Below are 3910 nucleotides of genomic sequence, written 5' to 3'. Positions count from 1 at the left end.
TGATCATGGCGATGTCCATCGCGTCGGAGTGGTTGGTGCGGAAGCTGCGCGGCTTGCAGGTGTCGCCGGTGAGCTTGTCGGACTTGCTGGCAACCACGAAGTAGGCGGCGTCCCAGCGGTCCAGGTTCTGGGCGATGGCCAGGGAGATGGAGGACGGGATGGCGCCGATGAGCAGGTTGTGGCCGTCGCGCGCGAGCTTCTCGGCCACGCGGCGACCGGCGTCGGGCGTGCCCTCGTCGTCACCCTCGGCGACCTCGACCTTGCGGCCGTCCACGCCGCCTTTGGCGTTGGCTTCTTCGATGGCGAACTTGACGCCACGGATGACTTCCTCGCCCTGCTGCGAGAACACACCGGACTTGGACGACACGAGGCCGACCTTGACGGGGTCCTTGGCCTGTGCGAGAGCGGCCATGGGGATGGCGGCGACGAGCACGACGCCAGCGAGGGCGCGGTGCAGCTTGAGCATCTTGAACATCGTTTGTGTCTCCTTGCGTGATGGAAGAATGAGCCGGAAGCGGTCCGGCGACCGGTTGAGGAACCTGTCTGTCTGTCTGTCTGCTTCGTTTGTCTGCGTGTTTGCGTCAGACCATGACGTGCTGCTCCAGGTCGTGCAGCCCGTCCCTGGAATTGAGCACCTGCCCACTGGCCACCACCGAGCCCTTGGCCATGGCCAGGTAGCGGTGCGCCACGCGCACCACCAGACTCATGTTCTGCTCGATCAGCAGCAGCGCCGTGCCCTGCTCGGCCACCTGGTTGAAGACCACGGCCAACTGATCGACGATCACCGGCGCCAGCCCCTCGGTGGGCTCATCGAGCAGGATCAGCCCGGGGTTGGCCATGAGCGCACGCCCCACGGCCAGCATCTGCTGCTGCCCGCCCGAGAGCGCCGTGCCCGGCGTGTGCGCGCGCTCCTGCAGGATGGGGAAGACCTTGTAGACCGCCTGCACGTCCCAGGGCCCCTTGCGCCCCACGGCCGCACCCAGCAGCAGGTTCTCCTCCACCGAGAGGTTGGCCACGATGCGCCGGCCCTGCGGCACCACCGCGATGCCGTGCTGCGCGGCCATGTAGGCGCGCGGACGGCCCACCACCTTCTGGCCAAAGCGCACCGCACCGCCCTTGAGCTGGGCCAGCCCCAGGATGGTGTTGACCACCGTGGTCTTGCCCACCCCGTTGCGCCCGATGAGCGCCACGCGCTCACCGGCCTGCACATGCAGGCTGAGCCCGTGCAGGATGTGCGCAGCACCGTAGAAGGCGTCCACGCCCTCGAGTTCCAGCAGATGGTTGTGGCTGTTGTTGTTCATGCGGCGCTCCCCAGATAGGCTTCACGGACCCTCGGATCGGCGCGCACGGCCGCAGGCGTGCCATGCGCGATCACGCGGCCCAGTTCAAAGACGGTGACGACATCGGAGATGCCAAAGACCACATCCATGTCGTGCTCGACCAGCAGCACGGAGACCTCCCAGCGCGAGGTCAGCGCCTTGAGGTGCTGCGCCAGGTCCAGCGACTCCTTGACCGAGAGCCCGGCCATGGGCTCATCGAGCAGCAGCACGCTGGGACGCCCCACCAGGGCCAGGGCCAGGTCCAGGCGGCGCTGCTCGCCGTAGCCCAGGTCCTCGGCCAGGGTGTTGGCCATGGGCAGCAGCTCCAGCTCCCTGAGCACCGCATCGGCATCGGCCGCGCTGTCGGCCACGCCCATCTTGTGCGAGGCCAGCTCGACCTGCTTGCGCACGGGCATGCCCCCGAAGATGCTGGTGCGCTGGAAGCTGCGCGAGAGCCCGCGCATGCGCCGCGGCACCACGCCCAGGGCGCTGACGTCCTCGCCGCGCAGCGTGACCGTGCCGCGCGTGAGCGGCCTGCGCCCGGTGATGGCGTCGATCACGGTGGACTTGCCCGCCCCGTTGGGGCCGATGAGGCCGTGCACCTGCCCCTTGGAGAGGGTCAGCGAGACGCCGTCGACCGCCTTGACGCCGCCGTAGTGGATGGCCACGTCCTGGGCCTGCAACACGTAGTCGTTCATGTTGGTGTTCGTGTTCGTGCTCATGCCCGCTTCTCCTTGCGTGCGCCGAACAGGCGCGTGAGCGCCCCGGCGATGCCGGTGGGGGAGAAGACGATGACGGTGATGAGGATGGCGCCGAAGATGGCCATCCAGTGGTTGGCGAAGTCGCCCAGGATGTCCTTGAGCAGGAAGTACACGACCGCGCCCAGCGCCGGGCCCCACAGGACCTTGTAGCCGCCCACGACCACCATCATCAGCGTCATGCCCGAGAGGCTCCAGTGCAGGCTCTCGGGGGAGATGAAGCCGGTGTTGATGGCCGAGAGCACGCCAGCGACCCCGGCCACCACGGCCGAGAGCGCGTAGACCGCCGCGCGCGGCAGCAGCGTGGCAATGCCGATGAAGCGCGCGCGCTCCTCGTTGTCGCGCACGGCCTCGGTGATGGCGCCAAAGCGCGAGCGCAGCAGCACGCCCAGCAGGAACATCACCAGCACCAGCACCGTCCAGCACAGCAGGAACAGGTTGGCCGGCTTGAGCAGTTGCGACAGGCTCATCCCAAAGAGCGTGGAGGCCCACTCGATGTTCATGCCGTCCGCTCCCCCGGTGAGGCCGCGTGCGCGCGAGGCCGAGAGGAAGAACATCTGGCCAATGGCCAGGGTGAGCATGCCAAAGGCGATGCCGGGCACGCGCACGATCACCAGGCCGATGAGGAAGGCAAAGAGCGCCAGCCCCAGCAGGGTGGCCACGATGGCCAGCTCGGGCGACATCAGGCGCAGCTGCAGCACGATGCCGATGGCGTAGCCGGCCGCGCCGAAGTACAGCGCGTGGCCGAAGCTGACCATGCCGTTCTGGCGCAGCAGCACGCCCACGCCGATGGCGAAGACGGCGTAGATGACCGCCTGCGTGAGCAGGGAGAGCACGGTGTTGGAGCCCACCAGGGTGCTGATCGCACCTCCGAGGGCCAGGGCGATGAGCGCGTACAGCGCCATGCGTTGGATCGTCATGGTTGAGGTCTCGTCTTCTCTTCGTTCTCGTCGTTCTTCTGGCCTGTGCCCGCGCCTCAGGTGCGGCTGCCGGCAAAGCCCGCGGGCTTCCAGATCAGGATGGCCACCATCAGCACGAAGGGCAGCAGGATGGCCACGTCGGGCAGGTACACCGCGCCGATGGCCTGCACCATGCCCAGCACCATGGCCGCCACGAAGGCCCCGGCCAGCGAGCCCAGCCCGCCGATGACCACCACCACGAAGGAGTCGATGATCACGTCCGCGCTCATGGCCGGCGAGAGCGAGAGGAAGGGCGCGGCCACCACGCCGGCCAGGCCGGCCAGGGCCGTGCCCAGGCCGACCACGCCTGCGGAGAGCGCATCGGTGTTGACGCCTTGCATGGCGGTGGTGGTGGGGTCGGTGCTGGCCGCGCGCACGAACAGCCCCACGCGGGAGTACTTCAGCCACAGGCTCAGCCCCAGGGCGACGGCCGCGCCCACGGCGATCACGCCGATGCGGTAGGCCGGCACGGGTGTGCCCAGGATGTCCACCGAGAAGTTCAGCGCCTCGGGCGTGGCCACCGAGAGGTTGCTCTTGCCCCAGATGCTTTGCACGCCGTCTTCGATGACCAGCAGCAGCCCGAAGGTCACCAGCACCACCGTCAGCGGGTCCCGGTCCTGCAGCAGGCGAAAGCCGTAGCGGTCCAGCAGCACGCCCAGCGCGGCCATGATGGCCGGTGCGCCCACCAGCGCCACCCAGAAGTTGGTCTTCAGCGCAATGCTGTACCCCAGGTACGCTCCCAGCATGTACAGCGAGCCGTGCGCGAAGTTCACCACTCTCCTCAGGCCGTAGATCAGCGCAAGCCCTGAGCACATCACGATCAGCAGCGCTCCGTACACCAGTCCGTTGAATATATTGATCGTCAGCATGTCTT

5 protein-coding genes are annotated in these 3910 nt (G+C 67.9%); all 5 read right to left on the bottom strand.

The features are described 5' to 3' along the window. The coding region (locus tag KIT53_RS20185) for an ABC transporter substrate-binding protein (protein WP_297756282.1) at positions 1-475 on the bottom strand (475 nt) is incomplete at its 3' end. 106 nt (positions 476-581) lie between these two features. Then, a complete protein-coding gene (locus tag KIT53_RS20180; protein WP_297756280.1) occupies positions 582-1301 on the bottom strand; it encodes an ABC transporter ATP-binding protein in 720 nt (239 codons plus the stop codon). Next, positions 1298-2041 carry an ABC transporter ATP-binding protein gene (locus tag KIT53_RS20175; protein WP_297756277.1) on the bottom strand — a complete coding sequence of 248 codons (744 nt, stop codon included), beginning with the start codon at positions 2039-2041 and terminating at the stop codon, positions 1298-1300. Before KIT53_RS20175 ends, KIT53_RS20180 begins: the two co-directional genes overlap by 4 nt. Then, entirely contained in the window at positions 2038-2997 is a 960-nt protein-coding gene (locus KIT53_RS20170) for a branched-chain amino acid ABC transporter permease (RefSeq protein ID WP_297756276.1), read from the bottom strand. The genes KIT53_RS20175 and KIT53_RS20170 overlap by 4 nt, the downstream gene beginning before the upstream one ends. A gap of 56 nt (positions 2998-3053) precedes the next feature. Next, on the bottom strand, positions 3054-3910 hold an 857-nt coding region (locus KIT53_RS20165), incomplete at its 5' end, for a branched-chain amino acid ABC transporter permease (RefSeq protein ID WP_297756274.1).

This window comes from Hydrogenophaga sp. (assembly GCF_026125785.1).
Lineage (GTDB): Bacteria > Pseudomonadota > Gammaproteobacteria > Burkholderiales > Burkholderiaceae_C > Hydrogenophaga.
This window is presented reverse-complemented; position numbering and strand designations above follow the sequence as displayed.